Origin of the sequence: Mycobacterium sp. 852002-51961_SCH5331710 (assembly GCF_001665535.1) — a bacterium.
Classification (GTDB): Bacteria; Actinomycetota; Actinomycetes; order Mycobacteriales; family Mycobacteriaceae; genus Mycobacterium.
The window spans coordinates 38,079-53,984 of the sequence record NZ_LZSQ01000090.1 but is presented as its reverse complement, the minus strand read 5'-3'; the positions used below and the strand labels follow the sequence as shown (position 1 = coordinate 53,984).

The following is a 15,906-nucleotide window of genomic DNA, read 5'->3' as shown; positions in this document are numbered from 1 at the left end:
CGCTTACTGCAGCGAGCTCAGGTTGAAGGCCGCGCCGGTGCAATCAGCCACCGCGGCCAGCCGCCCGTAGGGCGTGTCCTCGGCGTCGCGGATAACGCTGCCGCCGTTGTCGAGTACCAGCTGCACGGTCTTGTCGACGTCGTCGGCGCCGAGGAAGAAATTCCAGTTCGACGGCTGTTCCGCGGGCAGGAACGCGCTGCCGTCCATCAGGCCCAGCAGCGCCTCGCCGCCGAAGCTCGCTGTGCTGTACCGGAATTCGTCGGTGTCGGATACCGTGTCGACCTGCCAGCCGAACAGCTCGCGATAGAACCGTTGGGTGCTGGCGTAGTCGCGGCCGGTCCACTGGAAGTACACCGGCGCGCCGTGTTCGTTGACGATCTCGAATCCGCGGTGCCCGCCCGGCTGCCACAGCCCGACGAACGCTCCGCTGGGGTCGGACAGCATTCCCATCCAACCCTTGTCCTGGATCTCCATGACGGGCGCTCCGCAGGTGGTCGCGCCCAAGGCGATCGCGGCATCGAGCGTGGCCTTGGCGTCGGTGGTGTGGAAGTAGGTGGTCCAGCCGTCGGGGCTGTTCCACTGCGGATCATTTGGCATCAGGCCGGCGATCGGCCTGCCGTCCTTGGACGCGGTGACGTAGCCGCCGAACTCGGGGCCCGCCGACTCGAACTTCCAGCCGAAGACCTCAGCGTAGAAGGCTTGCGAGCGTTCGACGTCCGAGGACGCCAGGTCGATCCAGATCGGAGCGCCCACAGGGGCGGAATTGCGGACGGGCACGGCGGTCTCCTTCGCGGTGAGTGGTCAGTCACCGGTGCAGACCGCCGTCGTCTCGAAAACTCAATCGCCATCTTCGGCGAGCAGACGCAAAGCTGCCCAAAATGCCGCGAAAAGGGACAGTTTTGCGTCTGCTCCCGGTCAAGGGGTGACGCCGAGGACCCGCAGCGCGTTCTCCTTGTAGACCAACGACTGCACCGCCGGATCGACGTCGAGGGTGTCGAAGTCGCTGCGCCACCGGTCGATCTGGATGTACGGGAAGTCCGTGCCGAACAACACCTTCGTCCGCAGCTGCCTGCTCATCGCGCGAACGAGCTGCGGCGGGAAGTACTTCGGGCTCCAGCCGGACAGGTCGATGTACACGTTGGCCTTATGAGTGGCGATCGCGATCTGCGAGTCGACCCACGGCACCGCGGGATGGGCCATCACGATCGTCAGGTCCGGGAAGTCGGCGGCGACGTCGTCGAGCAGCATCGGATCGGAATAGCGCAACTTGATGCGGTGCCCGCCCGGTAGTCCCGACCCCATCCCGGTCTGGCCGGTGTGGAACAACGCGGGCAGCCCGGCCTCGGTGATCGCCTCGTAGATCGGGTAGAAGCGACGATCGTTGGGCTCGAACGCCTGCATGCTCGGATGGAACTTGAAGCCCTTGACCCCGTAGTCGCGGACGAGTTCGTGGACCCGGTGCACCGCACGGCGCTCGTGCCAGGGGTCGACGCTGCCGAACGGGATCAGCACGTCGTTGTTGCGCGCTGCGCCCGCGACGAGATCCTCGATCGAGTTCGGTGTGTGCCGCATCGCGGTCCGCGCGTCGATCGTGAACACCACCGCGGCCGTGTTGTGCCGCCGGTACAGGTCGGCGATCGCGTCGACACCCGCCATCGCGCCGGGCGGCATCTTGAAGTACTTCTCGGTCGCTTCGACGAGCTCGTCGACGTACGCCTTGTGGCCGTGGCCGTCGATCTCGACGTGGGTGTGGATGTCGACCGCTGCGATGCTCGCGAAATCGATGCCGTATTCGTACTTCTCGCCGCGTACCGTCACCTACGTGACCATATATGCGCTGAACCTGTTCGACGTCGCCGACCGCGAGGAGTACCTCGCTTATTCGAGGCGATCCCCCGCCGAGGTCGCCAAACACGGCGGTCGCGTCGTCGCGCTGGGCCAGTTCCGCGAGGCCGTGCTCGGCGACATCGAGCCCCGCAAGGTGCTGATCCTCGTCGAGTGGGACTCAAAGGACGCGTTCGACGGCTACTGCAACGACCCCGAACTCGCCGACCTCCACGCGCACCGAGAGAACGGGTCGTCGTCGTACGTCTGGCACCTGTTCGACCGCCTGGACGACCTGCGACCGCTGCTCAAGCCCTAGCCGGCTGCGGCCTCCGGCGCGTAGCCCAGAGCGGCCTTGATCTCCAGGAACTCGTCGAACGCGAAGTGTCCCCATTCGCGACCGTTGCCGCTGCGCTTGTACCCACCGAAGGGCGCGGCCATGTCGAAGCCGTGGTTGATGGCGACCGATCCGGCCCGGATTCGCCGCGCGACCGCGCGTGCCTTCTCCAGGTCGGCACCCGAAACATAGCCAGCCAGACCGTATTCCGTGTCGTTGGCGATCTCGAGCGCCTGGTCGAGGTCGTCATAGCCGAGGATGCACAGCACCGGGCCGAAGATCTCCTCGCGGGCGATCGTCATGTCGTTGGTGACGTTGGCGAACACCGTCGGCCTGACGTAGTAGCCCTTGTCCAGCCCGTCCGGCCGTCCGGTACCGCCGATGGCGACGGTCGCGCCCTCGTCGATGCCCTTCTGGATCAGACCCTGGATCTTGTCGAACTGCGCCTTGGACGCGACCGGGCCGATCGCGGTCTTGTCGTCGGGATCGCCGACCTTGACCGCACCCGCCACCTCACGGGCGATCGCGATCGCCTCGTCCATGCGTGAGTTCGGCACCAGCATGCGCGACGGCGCGTTACAGCTCTGGCCGCTGTTCATCATCATCACCGAGACACCCGCGGTGACGCTTTTGGCGAAGTCATCGTCGTCGAGCACGATGTTCGGGCTCTTGCCGCCGAGTTCCTGGGTGACCCGCTTGACCGTCAACGCGGCGTTCTTCGCGACGTCGACACCGGCGCGCGTCGACCCGGTGAACGACACCATGTCGATGTCGGGATGCGCCGACAGTGCCGCACCGACACCCGGACCGTCCCCGAACACCAGGTTGTAGACGCCGGCGGGAACGCCTGCCGCATCGAGGATCTCGGTGAAGATCTGACCCGAGTACGGTGCGACCTCCGACGGTTTGAGCACCATCGTGCAACCCGTGGCCAACGCGGGGAACACCTTGCAGGCGATCTGGTTGATCGGCCAGTTCCACGGCGTGATCAGCCCGCACACCCCGATCGGCTCCTTGACCACCAGCGTGGCGCCGTGCTGCTCCTCGAACTCGAAGTTCTTCAGCACCTCGATCGCCGTCGCGAGATGGCCTAGCCCGAGGTTGACCTGGGGTCCGGCCGCGAGCGAGGCGGGCGCACCCATCTCCTCGTTCACCGCGTCGGCGAGGTCGCCCGCGCGCTTCTGATATTCGCCCATGATCGCCTGCAGCAGGTCGAGCCGCTCGTCGCGGCTGGACTGCGACCAGGTGGCGAACGCCCGCCGGGCGGCCTGCACCGCCACGTCGACGTCGGCCGACGAACCGATCGCGATCTTGCCGGAAACCTGTTCAGTGGTCGGGTTGTCAACCTCGAGGGTGTTGGGCCGGATCGGATCGACCCACTGACCGTCGATGTAGAACTTCAGATATTCGCGCATGCTCTCACTCTTCCCTAGATGGCCGGCCTACTGGGTGCCTTCTGCATACCAGGTGCGGAATCGGTCGTACTTCGGCATCTCCTCGGAATTGGCCTTCGGGTCGATGCAGACGTGGACGACGGCCGTCTTACCGCTCGCGAACGCCCGCTTGATCGCCGGGCCGATCTCGTCGTCCTTCTCGACGTACTCGCCGTGGCACCCGAAGCCCTCGGCGACCTTGTCGAGCCGGACGTCCTTGCTCCAGTGCACGCCGGGTTGCGGTGACGGCTGCTCGAACGTGCGCTTGTAGACGCCGACCTCAAGGCCCCACTGGTGGTCGACGCCGACGACGCAGACCAGCGGCAGGTTCTCACGCGCCGCGGTCTCGAGTTCGGCGATGTGGAACAGGAACGCGCTGTCGCTGGTGAGCAGCATGACCGGGCGTTTGCGTCCCTCCGCGACCGAGGCGCCGACGGCGTACGGCAGCCCGGTGCCGAGGTGGCCGAAGTTCTGGTTCCAGATCACGTCCCGCGGTTTGGTCTGCGAGTACGTCCACTGGAAGATCACCGTGGCGCCGCCGTCGCGCACCAGGATGCCGTCCTCGGTGCATTCGTCGAACGCCTTGGTGGCCTCGACGACGTAGCGGGCCGGGTGGATCGGCGCGCGACCGCTGGGCGCCTCCTCGGCTACGCGCGCAATCTCGGCGGCGTCGGCCTTGATCAGGGCATCGAGATCTGCCGACGGTTTCCGCGGATTGTCGCGCAGTGCCTCGACGAGCTGCGGAACCACCCCGCGAAGGTCGCCGACCAGCGGCACGTCGATCGGCCGGTTGACCCCGATGGCGGTCGGATCCTGTTCCACGAGAATCCATTTGCGATTCGCATCGCCGTCGGCCCAGTGTTGGGTGCGGCCGTAGTGCATGGGTTCGCCGAGCTCGGTGCCCAGCGCCAGGCACAGATCGGATTTCTCGACGGCCTCGTTGGCCGCCGGTGAGAACAGGTAGGGGAAGGTGCGGTCCTGAAGGCCGGGGATGAACGACGTGCCGCCCGATGTCTGGATCACCGGGCAGGCCATCAGCTCGGCGAGCTCCCTGACCTGCTCCTGGGTCCGCGAGGTGTGAACGGCGTGGCCCACCAACAGGATCGGGTTCTCCGCCGCCTTGATCAGCGCGACGGCTTCGGCGACCTCACGTTCGCCAGCGGTCTGATCGACGAGCCGATACCGGTGTGGCGGCAACGGATCCGGCACGTCGAGTTCTTCGAGGATCACGTGCGACGGATATTCGATGTAGCTGGGGCCCGGTGTGCCCGACATGGACTGGCGGATCGCTTCGCGGATGATCTCGTCGGTCTGGTCGGCGTATTCGATCGAGCTGCTGTACTTGACCGACGGCGCGAAAAGCTCCTCCTGCTGGACGAATTGGATGCGGCCGCGCCGGACCCGGCGTTCGGTGATGCGGGCGCGCTGGCCGCCGAGGAAGATGACGGGCGAGTTCTCCACCAACGCACACTGAATCGCGCCCGCGATGTTGGCCATGCCGGGCCCGAGGGTGCCGATGCACAGACCCGGTGCGCCGGTCATGCGCGACGCCGCCTCGGCCATGAACCCGGCGCTCAGCTCGTGGTGCGGTGCGACGACCGACCATCCACGGGCATGGGCCTCGGTGAACATGTGCACGAAGTTCGGGTCGGGTATGCCGAACAGCGTGTTGACGCCCTCGGCCTCGAAGAGGTCGAGGATGCGCTTGTATACGGGTACTCCCACGGGGAACTCCTTGCCTTGTCTATAGATAGCGTTGTGTCAGTCGTTTGCGGTGTTCGGCCGGGGAGCCGAACAGTGAGCGGTTGAGGGTTGCGCGCTTCAGGTAGACGTGGATGCCGCTCTCCCACGTGTATCCGATGCCGCCGTGCAGTTGCATGGCCTTGCCCGCGATGTCGACGGCGGTGGAGCAGGCGTGGGACTTGGCCATGGCGACAGCAGCCCCGGCGTCTGGGGATTCTTCGGTGACGGCCCGGACAGCGGCACCGACGAGTTGGCGGGACACCGCGATGCCGACCTGCATATCGGCGCAGGCGTGTTTGACGGCCTGAAACGAGCCTATGGCCCTGCCGAATTGCTGACGCACCTTCACGTATCCGACGGTCGCGGCGAGCATGGCTCCGCTCAACCCGAGGCTGTCGCAGGCGATCGCCACGGCGGCCCGATCCTGTAACCGTTGCACGGCGACCGCGGGATCACCGGCGAACGGGAGGGTGTCGATGACTTCGGCGTCGGTCTCGACGGCGGCGAGTCGGCGCGTCTCGTCGACTACTGGCCGCGGTGTGGCCCCTTGCCCCGTCACCGCGACGCCGCGGTCCGTCACGAGCAGGATTCGATCGGCGCCCTCGGCGTCGGGCACGAAGTCATGCGGTTCCAGTGCGACGGCGGCCCTGGTCACGCCGCTGGCGATGTCGGCCAGCATTTCGTCGCGGGTTGTGCTGGGCTGTACCGCGTTCAGCGCTCCAACCGCGAGAACCGCGCTGCCGAGGAAGCTGGTCGCGCTGGCGGCACGGCCAATTTCCTCGCAGACCACCGCGGCTTCGGCGAACGACGCACCCGCTCCGCCGAACTGCTCGGGCACCTCGAGCCCGACCCAGCCGGCGTCCACCAGCGTGGACCACTCGACGCTGCGGTCCTTCGCGAGCAGATCGCCCGCGACGGAGCGCAGTTCGTCGTGGAACTCGGTGAAGTCGGCCATCAGACGGCACTCGGTTCTCGAGGCAGCCCGAGCCCGCGCTCGCCGATGATGGTGCGCTGGATCTCGCTTGCGCCGCCGGGAATCGTCCACTCCCACGACCCGATGAAGTCGAGCACCCAGGCGCCCGACTCCCACCCGCTCGACATGGGCTTGGCCAACTCGGTGTGGGCGGTGAGCCCGCCGATTTCGGCGCCGAAGTCGGTCATGCGCTGCAGTAGTTCGCTGTAGAACAGCTTGACGATCGACGCGTCGGCGGGGCCGGCGGTCCCGCTCTCGTTGTCCTCGACCAGCTTTCGGCACAGTCCGCGCAGCCCGCTGATCTCGGTCTCGAACTGAGCCAGCCGGTCCGCGACTATCGGGTCGTTTACCGGCGCACTCTGGACCAGCCAGCGGAAGCCCGCGTTGCCCAGCCGCTCGGCGAGTTCCAGCATCGTCATGCCGCGCTCGGCGCCGAGGGTGGCCTGTGCGACGCGCCAGCCGTCGTTCTCCGCACCGATCAAGTTGGCGGCGGGAATCGACACGTCGTTGAGGAAGATCTCGCAGAAGTGGGAGTCGCCGATCGCATTGCGAATCGGCCGGACCTCGACGCCCGGGGTGGTCATGTCGAGCAGGAAATATGAAATGCCCTTGCGTTTCGGAGCATCCGGGTCAGTGCGGGCCAGCAGCAGGCACCAGTCGGCGTGCTTGCCGCCGCTCGCCCACAACTTCTGGCCGTTGACGATGTACGAGTCGCCTTCCTTGCGGGCGGTGGTGCGCAGGCTCGCCAGGTCGGACCCGGCCTCGGGTTCGGAGAATCCCTGCACCCAGATCTCGCCGTCGAGGATCGCGGGCAGGTGTCGTCGCCGCTGCTCGTCGGTGCCCGCGACCAACAGCGTCGAGGCGGCGTGGTGGATGCCGACGAACGCGAGCACCAGTCGCGGGGCATCGTGGGCGGCCAGTTCCTGGTACAGCACCACCTGTTCGGCCACGGACATGCCGCCGCCCCATTCGGCGGGCCAGTGCGGGACGGCGAAACCCGCGCCGTGCAGTTCGGCGAACCAGGCTTTTTGGAAGGCCACGAAGCCTTCGTCGCTCGCACCGGTCTGGGTCTGGCGCCAGTCGGGGGGAATGTGTTCGACGCACCACTGCCGCACGTGGTGCCGAAACTGCTCGAGGTCCGCGCTCACAGGCGAACCGCCCTGGCGCGCAGGAGGTCCATGGCGCGTGCGACGGCCAGACCGTCGTCGAAGGACGGGGTGATCTGTGTGCCGGTGCGCAAGGCGTCGGCGACGTGACCGAAGAACGTCGACAGCGCGGGCGGCGGTGAGCGCCGCGGCGGTGGAGCGAACTCGACGGTCTCGGGGTCGACACCTGCACGGCGCACCACGAGCGTCGTGTCGGCTGCCAGCTCGACGGTGCCGTCGCTGCCGAGCAGCGTGACCGACGGGGCCGACGGTACGGCCGCGGCGAAGCCGGTGTCGTGAGTGGCCGTGCAGCCGTTCGCCATTGCGAACCACGCCGCATACGCGTCTTCTGCGGTGGCCGACTCGGGCGATCCGTCGATGCGGGTGATTCCGCCGCAGTCGGTGATCTCGCTGTCGAAAAGCCACCGGGTGAAGTCGATCAGATGGGAGCCGTAGGCGCCGATCCATCCGCCGCCGAGGTCGCGGTCGTTGATCCAGCCGAACTTACGGCCGCGCAGACCGCTTCCGTAGAACGTCCACTGCAGATGTTTGGGTGTGCCGATCGTCCCGTCAGTGGCCAGTTCCTTGAGCCGGGTCCACGATTCGTTGAACCGAAACTCGAAGTTGAGGAAGTGTGGCACGCCGGCGTCGCGGGCCCTGTCGCGCATCAGCGCCGCCTCGTCGGCGTTGCGCCCGAACGGTTTGTCGCACAACACCGCATGCCCGTGTTCGATCGCGCCGGTGACGTGCTCGAGGTGCAGGAACGGAGGTGAGTGCACCGAGACCAGGTCGACGTCCGAGGCCAGCGCGGCCTTGACCGCGGCCTCGTCGCGCGGGCTGACGACCTCGACATCGAAGCCGAGCCCGGCGTATGCGGGTGCCGCGGCGTGCCTGCCGAACCCGGCGCCGATCACCGCGACTTTCATGCGTACAACCCCGTCAGCCCTGCGCGTCCCGCCGCGCTCGTCAGCGCGTCGCGTGTCGCGGACAACCCGAGCGGCAGCCGGCGCAGCGGTTGGCTGTAACGCGACAGCCACGACAGCGTGGTCTCGTCGCAGAAGCCGACCGCGCCGTGCAGCTGATGGCACACGCGGAACACGACTTCGGCGGCCTCGAGCGCCGACATCCGCAGGGCCAGAGCGTCGGTGAGCGCTTCGGGGCGCGCGGTGGCGATGCTCCACAGCGCGTACTTGGCGAGGATATCGAGTCCGTTGCGCTCGACCTCGGCGTCGGTCAGCTGGAATTGCACACCCTGAAACGACGAGAGCGTCTGGCCGAACTGCTTACGCAGGCTGACGTGGGCGACCGTCAGCTCGATCGCCCGGTCCAGCATGCCGAGCAGCGTCCAGCAGGGCAGCACCAACCCGAGCGCGACGTCGGAGGCGCCCTGCCCGTCGACGGCGGCCGTCTGCAATTCGGAGACGAAGCCCGGGCCGGCGGGTCCGACGTCGGTCACCGTGCCGCGCGCGCCGTCGAGAGTCACCGTCGTCCAACGATTTTCGAGCCCGGCCACCGCGCCCGCGGGTCGAGTACCCGATACCACGATCAGTCCGTCGGTGTCGAGATCTGTCGGGGCGGCCAGCCGTTCGGCGACCGGATAGGGCAGGGCCCAGTATCCGGCGCTGCGGCAGAGCGCGGCTGCTGCCTCCAGGCCGTCGGCGTCGTTGCGCGCATCGAGTTCCCAGGCGCCGATCCCCGCGAGGCTGGGACCGACCAACGACTCGCGCGCCTCGGGTTTGGCCTCGGCCTGCTGGACGAGCTGGTCTCCGCCCGCGGCCTCGAATGCCCGAAGCGCTTCGCGGCCGTACTCTTTCGCGTCGTCGGACAGGTCCAGGATCATCTCGCTCATTTCGCCGCCGCCAACAGAGCCCGCGACAGAAGGATTCGCTGCATCTCGATGCTGCCCGACGAGACGGTCGAGGCCTGGGAGTACTTCCAGTGGTCCTCGACCTCGCCGAGGAACCACGAGGCCTTCGGATCGTCGTGCGACACCTCGGCTGCGATATCCATCAGGACTTCAGCGCTGTCCTGGTCCAGTTTGGTGACCGCGATCCGATATGCCGCGGCGTCACCCGGTTGGATGCGGCCGCTGCTTTGCAGCGACACCACCCGGTAGGCCATCAGGCGGGCCCGCCGACAGTGCGTCAACATCCGGATCCATCGCCCGCGCAGTTCGGCGGGCAGATCATCCCACCGGTCGCCGAGAACCGCCGGCGCTGCGGCGAGCAACCGTTCGCAACGCGCATAACGGGCGATGCCGACACGCTCGAAGGCCATCACGTCCTGCACCACGGTCCAGCCCTGGTCGACCGTCCCGAGCACATCGGCCTCGGTGACGCGCAGGTCGTCGAAGAACACCTCGTTGAGGTGGTGCGGGCCCATCATGCACCGGATCGGGCGCACCTGGATGGCCGGATCGTCCATGGGCACAAGGAAGATCGTCAAACCCTGCTGCTTCTTCTCGCCCCGAGTGGTCCGAGCAAGCAGGAAGCACCACTGCGCCATGGTGGCGTACGAAGTCCAGATCTTCTGCCCGCTGACCAGCCAGCCGTCACCATCGCGCCGGGCGGCGGTGCGCAATGAGGCGAGGTCGGATCCGGCCTCGGGTTCGGAGAAACCCTGACACCAGATCACTTCACCGCGCGCGATCGGCGGAAGGTGTTTGCGCTGCTGCTCTTCGGTGCCGTGCCGCATGATGATCGGGCCGACCCAGTTGACGCCCATGTACTGCGCGCCGCGCGGTTCGTGGTGTGCCCACATTTCCTCGCGGACCACCGTCTGCTCCCACACCGACGCCCCGCCACCGCCGAACTCCTTGGGCCATGCCAGGCACAGCAGTTCGCGTTCGGCGAGCGTGCGGCAGAACCGTTGGGCGATCTCGAGGTCATCGGGGTCGTCGGTGAAGGCCCCGAGATAGTCCTGCGTCACATGCTCTTTGACCAGAGCGCGCAGGTCGCCGCGCAGTTCCGCGGCCCTCTGTCCCATCTCGAAATCCATGTTCACCCCAGCTCCGAGGCGCCGACGCCACGGTTCTTGACGAGTTCGGCCCCGTTTTCGACAGGAATTGCGGGCTCGGCGGAGTCGACGAGGCCGAGTTCGGCGAGCACGTCATCGGTGTCGGCGCCCAGCGTCGGCGCCGGTCCTGCCACCTTGCCCGGGGTGCGGGAGAACCACGTCGGTACTCCGGGAAAGCGAACGGGTCCGTTGGCGGTCTCGACGGTCTCGAAGAGTCCGACCGCGTTGAGGTGTTCGTTCTCGAACAGGGCATCGGGAGTGTTGAGAGCGGCAGCCGGAATTTCGAGTTCTCGGAACAACTCCAGCCATTCGGCGGTGGTGCGCTCCGTCATCGTCTGGGCCAGCAGGCCGTACACCGCATCGATGTTGTGCGCCCGTTGTTCGAGGGTGGCGTACGACTCGTTGTTCCACGCCGGACTCACCGCGTTGATGAACGCGTTCCAATGCTTGTCGTTGTAGATCAGTGCGGCGATGTACCCATCGCTGGTGCGGTACGGCCTGCGGTTCGGCGCCACCGTCCGCGGGTACACGGCGGGGCCCAGCGGGGGGTCGAACATGGCGCCGTTGGCATGTTCGACCAGCATGAAGGAGGCCATCGTCTCGAACATGGCGACCTCGACCTCTTGTCCCTCCCCGGTGCGCTCACGATGGAACAGCGCCATCGTCGTCGCGTAGAGGGCGGTCAGGCCGGCCACCTTGTCGGCCATGATCGTGCCGACGAAGTCGGCCTCACCGGTCAATTGTTGTTGTACCGCCGGCAATCCGGCTTCGGCCTGGATGGTGTCGTCGTAGGCGGGCCGGTCCCGGTCGGGCCCGCGCCGGCCGTAGCCGTAGCAATTGGTGTAGACGATCGCCGGATTGATGGCGGCGACGTCGTCGTAGCCGAAGCCCAGCTTGGCGACCGCCTTGGCCCGCATGGAATGGATGAACACGTCGGCCCGTTCGATCAATGCCCGCATCGCGGCTTTTCCACGCTCGGTCTGCAGGTCGAGCACGACGCTGCGCTTACCGCGGTTGACGTTGACGAACACCCCGCTCATCCCCGATTCGGGACCGACGGAGATGAAGCGGGTGTTATCGCCTTGAGGTGGCTCCACTTTGATCACGTCGGCACCCATGTCCGCCATGATCTGTGTGCAGTACGGCCCCATCACCATCGCGGTGAGGTCGACGACACGCACGCCGGCCAGCGGCCCGCTAGGCATGGACACCATCTTTCTGCGCCATTGCGAAGCTGTACCTGATGTGGTCGCCGTGCCCATCGGGGACCACCGGGAACACGACGGGTTCGGCGATGTCACGGATCTCTGCGATGTGCGCGCCGACCTCCTCGATCGACCACGACGGCCGGTAGACCCCTGGCGTCTCCGCGATCACGGCCCTGGCGATCCGGCCGGCCAACGCGATCAGCACTTCGCCGGTGATCGAACAGGATTCGTGTGCCAGCCATCCCACCGCGGGGGCGACCAGTTCGGCGCCCATCGGCGGGTAGGCGGACGTGTCGATACCCGCGGCCATCCGGGTCACCGCGGCGGGCACGATCACGTTGCTCTTCACCCCGTGGGCGGCGCCTTCCATCGCCGCCACGTTGGACAGCCCGACGACGCCGGCCTTTGCGACCGCGTAGTTGGCGACCTCGTGATTGCCGTACAGGCCGCCGATCGACGATGTCAGCACGATGCGGCCGTACCCGGCGTCGCACATCGACGGAAACGCCGGGCGCACAACGTGAAACGCACCGCGCAGGTGGACATCGAGCACCGCTTCGAAGTCCTCGTACGTCATCTCGACCAGAGGGGCACGGCGGACGATGCCGGCGTTGTGGATCAGGACGTCGATGCGTCCGTAGTGCTCGAGGGCGGCGTCGACGATCGCCTTGCCCCCGGCCGGGGTGGCCACGGAGTCGGTGTTCGCCACGGCCTGTCCGCCGGCGGCGGTGATCTTCCGCGCGACTTCTTCGGCGGGACCGGGTGCTTCGGACGGCGGATGAACAGGATCGTAATCGTCGCCGGCCAGGCTGCCGCCCGGATCGTTCACGACGACCTTGGCGCCGCGCTCCGCGAGGAGCATGGCGTATGAGCGGCCCAGACCCCTGCCGCCGCCGGTGACGACCGCTACCCGGCCGTCGAAGCGCGACTCACCCATCCGTCGAGAGCACGCTTCCGTACGCGAATCGCGGGTCGGGGCGCGAACAACCGTGCGGTCGCGGTGTCGGGTTCACGACCGCAGCTCCAGGCCGTCGAGGTCGCCCTTGTCGCGCCACTCCTTCAGCAGATCGCCGAACGCGTAGAAGCCGGGCCCGTAAGGTTCACCGAGGTGCGAGCGGATGCCCTCACCACCGCCACCACCTTCGTTGTTGTAGTAGCCCGGGGTGCAGGACGCGTCGAAAGCCGAGTTGTCGACGGCGGTTTCGCGGATGGCTTTACACCACTGCTCCTGCGCCTCGGCCGTCGGCTCGACGACCGTCGCGCCGCGTTTCAGCGCCTCGGCGACGATGTAGGCGATGTGCTCGCCCTGCAGTTCGTAATTGGCCGCGATGTTGGCCGAGATGCCGACCTGGGTGAAGCCGGTGAAGAACTGGTTGGGAAAGCCGCGGCTCGTCATGCCGTGCAGGGTCTTGTAGCCGTCGTGCCAGTACTCGTAGAGCGACAGGCCGTCACGGCCCTCGATCGCGTCGATCGAGTAGCGCCTGCTGATCTCCGTGGTGATCTCGAACCCGCTGGCGTAGATGATGCAGTCGACCTCGTACTCCTGGCCGTTGGCGACCAGGCCCTTCTCGGTGATCCGTTCCACCCCTTTGGATCCGGAGACGTCGACCAGCGTGACGTTCGGCCGGTTGAAGGTGGGCAGGTAGTCGTCGTTGGACAGCGGCCGCTTGCACAGGAACCGGTAGTACGGCTTGAGCGCCTCGGCGGTGTCGGGGTCGTCGACGATGTCGGCGATCCGGCGGCGCAGCCGCTCCATGATCTTGTAATCCTCTTCCTCGCGGATCGCCATGAACTGTTCCGGCGTCATCGAGGCGGGGTCCTCGAGCGAGAGCACCCGTGCCGCGGTGTTGCGGCCGAGTTCGGTCCAGAAGTCGCACACGAGGTCCGGTTGCCCCAGCGCCATGCCCTCGAACGTCCACGCGTGGAAGTTCCGCTGGCGCTCCTTCTGCCAACCGGGCCCCAGCGTCTTGACCCATTCGGGATCGGTGGGCGCGTTGTTCCGGACGTCGACGGTCGACGGCGTGCGCTGGAACACGTAGAGGTGCTGTGCGTCTCGGGCCAGGAACGGCACGACCTGAATGCTGGTCGCACCGGTGCCGATGATCGCGACGCGTTTGTCGGCGAGCTTGTCCATGCCGCCGGTGTAGTCCCCGCCGGTGTACTGGTAGTCCCACCGCGACGAGTGGAAACTGTGGCCCTTGAAGTCCTTCATTCCGGGGATGCCCGGAAGCTTGGGCCGATGGAACGGCCCGGAGGCCAGCACCACGAACCGCGCGCGGATGTCGTCGCCGCGGTTGGTGGCCAAGCGCCAGCGTTTGATGTCCTCGTCCCAGCGCATGTCGCGGACCTGGGTGGAGAAGATCGCCGAGTCGTACAGCCCGAAATGCTTGCCGATCCGCTTGCAGTGCTCGTAGATCTCGGGTCCGTCGGCGAACTTCTTGCTCGGGATGTAGTCGAGCTCCTCCAGAAGCGGTATGTAGCAGTATGACTCGTTGTCGCACTGGATGCCCGGATAGCGGTTCCAGTACCACACACCACCGAAGTCGCCGCCGAGCTCGATGATGCGGACGTCCTCCACACCGGCCTTCTTCAGATGCGCCGCCGAGAGCAGCCCGCCGAAGCCGCCGCCCAGCACCGCGACGTCGATGTCCTCGACGATCGGGTCACGCGGCGCGACGGGCGTGTACGGGTCCACCTCGTAGTAGCCGGCGAAGTCGTCGGACAGCTCGACGTACTGCTTGGAGCCCTCGGGACGAAGCCGTTTCGCCCGCTCCTGGGCGTACTTCTCCCGCAGCGCGTCGATGTCGATGTCGTCGGGCGTCTCGGTGGGCCCGCAGGTGTCGGACATTGTCATAGCTCAGAGTTCTTTCGGTTCGCCGGTGCCCATGTACTTGGACAACTGGTAGTGGAGGTTCACGGTGCTGCGTTCGCGGTACGGGTTGGGTCTGGTGCCGGGGAAGCCGAGCGACTTCATGCCCTGCTGCACGGCGGCCATGTTCGAGAAGTCCTGGGGCAGCACCGACAGCCAGTTCGGGCTGTCCTTGGGTGTGTACTCCCAACGCGTCTGCGGCTCTTGGCCCTTCGGGAACAGCTCCAGGGTGGCCACCTCGAAGATGCACTTGTTCGGGTCATAGCTCGGATGGGGGCGGGCGCCGTAGCACAGCGCTGTGGTCAGCCCCTGCCCGACTTGGAAATTCGGGAAGATCTGCCAGGCCGTGCCCGCTTGCCCGAGGATGTCGGGCGGGATGGTCGGCCAGACGACACCGCGGGCTTCGTCGTCGCGCCGCGCCGACGCCAGCCAGTGCTCGAGCACCTTGTCGGGAGGTGTGCCCTCGGGTAGTTCGTCGACCAACCTCTTGGCGGCGTTCACCAGCGTCTCGGTGGTGGTCGCGTTGGTCTGCTCCCAGGTGTACATCTGCATCTCCGCAGTGGAGATGCGCGGGTCGTCGCCGGTACCGAGCCGGATCTTGGACTTGGTGGCTTCCATGTCCTTCGGTGCGTCGTACCCGATGTTGCTGTGCCTGCCCTGCGCCTTGGCCCAGCCCTTGAACTCGCCGAACTTGTTGAACTCCGGATGGGTGGTGAACACGTGGTAGGTCTCGTTGAACGCCTCCAGCGCGACCTTCCAATTGCAGTCGAAATACAGCCATTTGCGCCACTTGTAGCGCATGTTCTCCAGCCCGAACGGGTCGAGGATCTTGGCCGCCGGGAACAGGTAGTCGGCCAGCGGTTCGCAGTCGGGGTCCATGTTGATGAACAGCCAGCCGCCCCAGGTGTCGACCTTGACGGGGACGAGGTGGGTGTTCTGCGGGGTGAGCGCGCCGTTCCAGTCGTCCTGTTCGCGGATGTGCGTGCAGGCACCGTCGAGACCGTATGTCCAGCCGTGGAATCCGCAGACGAAGGACTTGCGGGCGCGCCCGACGGCGTTCTTCTCGCCGTCGGGTGTGTCGACGAGACGGCGGCCGCGGTGCATGCACACGTTGTGATGGGCCCGAAACTCGTCGGGGCCGGTACGCACCACGATGATCGAGTCGTCGAGAATGTCGTAGGTCAGGTAGCTGCCGACCTCCGGAAGCTCCTCGACGCGTCCCACCTGCTGCCACACCTTGCGCCACAGCTTGTCCCGCTCGGCGCGCGCATACTCCTCGGAGACGTAGGCCTCGACAGGGATCGTCATCGGCTCGCAGAGTTCCTCTGGCGCTTCGATTCTGGGCTGTGTATCGGTCAT

At 66.7% G+C, this 15,906-nt stretch carries 14 protein-coding genes; 1 reads left to right on the top strand and 13 read right to left on the bottom strand.

All coding sequences use genetic code 11. From position 1 onward, the window contains the following. Nucleotides 1-3: 3 nt before the first annotated feature. Together A5752_RS15770 and A5752_RS15765 are read right to left on the bottom strand one after the other, a co-directional pair. On the bottom strand, nt 4-777 hold the full coding sequence (locus tag A5752_RS15770) for a VOC family protein (protein ID WP_067087322.1): 774 nt from the start codon (nt 775-777) through the stop codon (nt 4-6). Nucleotides 778-915: 138 nt separating this feature from the next. Further along, on the bottom strand, nt 916-1,818 hold the full coding sequence (locus A5752_RS15765; RefSeq protein WP_067087320.1) for an amidohydrolase family protein: 903 nt from the start codon (nt 1,816-1,818) through the stop codon (nt 916-918). Between the two features lie 4 nt (nt 1,819-1,822). Here A5752_RS15765 and A5752_RS15760 point away from each other — a divergent pair, with 4 nt between their 5' ends. Continuing rightward, nucleotides 1,823-2,143 (top strand): DUF1330 domain-containing protein, encoded by a 321-nt coding sequence (locus A5752_RS15760; RefSeq protein ID WP_197500640.1) that lies wholly within the window; start codon nt 1,823-1,825, stop codon nt 2,141-2,143. On the opposite strand, the gene A5752_RS15755 is transcribed toward A5752_RS15760, so the two are convergent. The 11 genes from A5752_RS15755 to A5752_RS15705 form a co-directional block, all read right to left on the bottom strand. Beyond that, complete coding sequence (locus A5752_RS15755) at nt 2,140-3,576, bottom strand: aldehyde dehydrogenase family protein (protein WP_067087317.1); 1,437 nt, start codon at nt 3,574-3,576, stop codon at nt 2,140-2,142. The genes A5752_RS15760 and A5752_RS15755 overlap by 4 nt on opposite strands. Nucleotides 3,577-3,603: 27 nt before the next feature. Further along, nucleotides 3,604-5,319 (bottom strand): thiamine pyrophosphate-binding protein, encoded by a 1,716-nt coding sequence (locus tag A5752_RS15750; RefSeq protein ID WP_067087314.1) that lies wholly within the window; start codon nt 5,317-5,319, stop codon nt 3,604-3,606. A 19-nt stretch (nt 5,320-5,338) separates the two neighbouring features. Continuing rightward, a complete protein-coding gene (locus A5752_RS15745; protein ID WP_067087312.1) occupies nt 5,339-6,292 on the bottom strand; it encodes an acyl-CoA dehydrogenase family protein in 954 nt (317 codons plus the stop codon). After that, entirely contained in the window at nt 6,292-7,458 is a 1,167-nt protein-coding gene (locus A5752_RS15740) for an acyl-CoA dehydrogenase family protein (protein ID WP_067087311.1), read from the bottom strand. The genes A5752_RS15745 and A5752_RS15740 overlap by 1 nt, the downstream gene beginning before the upstream one ends. After that, a complete protein-coding gene (locus A5752_RS15735; RefSeq protein WP_067087310.1) occupies nt 7,455-8,381 on the bottom strand; it encodes a Gfo/Idh/MocA family protein in 927 nt (308 codons plus the stop codon). The genes A5752_RS15740 and A5752_RS15735 overlap by 4 nt, the downstream gene beginning before the upstream one ends. Then, on the bottom strand, nt 8,378-9,295 hold the full coding sequence (locus tag A5752_RS15730; RefSeq protein ID WP_067087432.1) for an acyl-CoA dehydrogenase family protein: 918 nt from the start codon (nt 9,293-9,295) through the stop codon (nt 8,378-8,380). Before A5752_RS15730 ends, A5752_RS15735 begins: the two co-directional genes overlap by 4 nt. A 5-nt stretch (nt 9,296-9,300) precedes the next feature. After that, the gene (locus tag A5752_RS15725) at nt 9,301-10,452 is read right to left on the bottom strand and encodes an acyl-CoA dehydrogenase family protein (RefSeq protein WP_067087308.1); all 1,152 of its coding nucleotides are present in this window, start codon (nt 10,450-10,452) and stop codon (nt 9,301-9,303) included. 2 nt (nt 10,453-10,454) lie between these two features. Beyond that, a complete protein-coding gene (locus A5752_RS15720) occupies nt 10,455-11,675 on the bottom strand; it encodes a CaiB/BaiF CoA transferase family protein (RefSeq protein ID WP_067087429.1) in 1,221 nt (406 codons plus the stop codon). Further along, the gene (locus A5752_RS15715; protein WP_067087306.1) at nt 11,668-12,615 is read right to left on the bottom strand and encodes an SDR family NAD(P)-dependent oxidoreductase; all 948 of its coding nucleotides are present in this window, start codon (nt 12,613-12,615) and stop codon (nt 11,668-11,670) included. The genes A5752_RS15720 and A5752_RS15715 overlap by 8 nt, the downstream gene beginning before the upstream one ends. 72 nt (nt 12,616-12,687) lie before the next feature. Next, entirely contained in the window at nt 12,688-14,532 is a 1,845-nt protein-coding gene (locus A5752_RS15710; protein ID WP_067087304.1) for a flavin-containing monooxygenase, read from the bottom strand. A 3-nt stretch (nt 14,533-14,535) separates the two neighbouring features. Next, complete coding sequence (locus A5752_RS15705; RefSeq protein ID WP_067087301.1) at nt 14,536-15,906, bottom strand: aromatic ring-hydroxylating oxygenase subunit alpha; 1,371 nt, start codon at nt 15,904-15,906, stop codon at nt 14,536-14,538.

What these genes read in the sequence shown, in the direction of transcription:
- A5752_RS15735 (WP_067087310.1), bottom strand. Translation starts at nt 8,381, where the DNA reads ATGAAAGTCGCGGTGATCGGCGCCGGGTTCGGCAGGCACGCCGCGGCA.
- A5752_RS15705 (WP_067087301.1), bottom strand. Translation starts at nt 15,906, where the DNA reads ATGACCGATACACAGCCCAGAATCGAAGCGCCAGAGGAACTCTGCGAG.
- A5752_RS15720 (WP_067087429.1), bottom strand. Translation starts at nt 11,675, where the DNA reads ATGCCTAGCGGGCCGCTGGCCGGCGTGCGTGTCGTCGACCTCACCGCG.
- A5752_RS15725 (WP_067087308.1), bottom strand. Translation starts at nt 10,452, where the DNA reads ATGGATTTCGAGATGGGACAGAGGGCCGCGGAACTGCGCGGCGACCTG.
- A5752_RS15715 (WP_067087306.1), bottom strand. Translation starts at nt 12,615, where the DNA reads ATGGGTGAGTCGCGCTTCGACGGCCGGGTAGCGGTCGTCACCGGCGGC.
- A5752_RS15755 (WP_067087317.1), bottom strand. Translation starts at nt 3,576, where the DNA reads ATGCGCGAATATCTGAAGTTCTACATCGACGGTCAGTGGGTCGATCCG.
- A5752_RS15745 (WP_067087312.1), bottom strand. Translation starts at nt 6,292, where the DNA reads ATGGCCGACTTCACCGAGTTCCACGACGAACTGCGCTCCGTCGCGGGC.
- A5752_RS15710 (WP_067087304.1), bottom strand. Translation starts at nt 14,532, where the DNA reads ATGACAATGTCCGACACCTGCGGGCCCACCGAGACGCCCGACGACATC.
- A5752_RS15730 (WP_067087432.1), bottom strand. Translation starts at nt 9,295, where the DNA reads ATGATCCTGGACCTGTCCGACGACGCGAAAGAGTACGGCCGCGAAGCG.